This is a genomic window from Yersinia sp. 1252 StPb PI (genome assembly GCF_048593885.1).
Classification (GTDB): Bacteria; Pseudomonadota; Gammaproteobacteria; order Enterobacterales; family Enterobacteriaceae; genus Yersinia; species Yersinia enterocolitica_E.
The window spans coordinates 1-374 of sequence record NZ_JAZGQE010000518.1 but is presented as its reverse complement, the minus strand read 5'-3'; the positions used below and the strand labels follow the sequence as shown (position 1 = coordinate 374).

The window sequence follows — 374 nt, the reverse complement described above, 5'->3', positions numbered from 1 at the left end:
ATGTTGTTTCGAAAGTTATAGTTAGGAATACTTAATGAATCAGAAAGTGAGTTTTAAGCTGAATTATCAGAATGTGCTATTCTTGATATTACTATTCGTTACATCTTTCGCTATCTTTATGTTGAGGAATTTGGACCCTATTACTTATCCAACACTGTACGCTGAAGATGCTCTCTGGACTGAAAAACTACTTAGCAAAGGATTTATTGACACAGCTTTCAACACCAGAAGTTTCCCAATATTAGGTTTTGTTATTTTTTATCAGCTAGGATTATTAATTGTAAATATTTTCGCTCAAGGAAATATATTTTACTTACCTTTAGCCTATTTTATCTTGTCAAATATTTTTTTCGCTCTGATAATTGTTTCATTAG

General features: G+C 30.5%; 1 protein-coding gene. It reads left to right on the top strand.

Annotated elements, in window-relative coordinates; translation table 11 throughout:
• Positions 1-34: 34 nt before the first annotated feature.
• Positions 35-374, top strand: a 340-nt coding sequence (locus tag V2A85_RS24565; RefSeq protein ID WP_420072676.1) for a hypothetical protein, incomplete at its 3' end; no start/stop codon positions are given.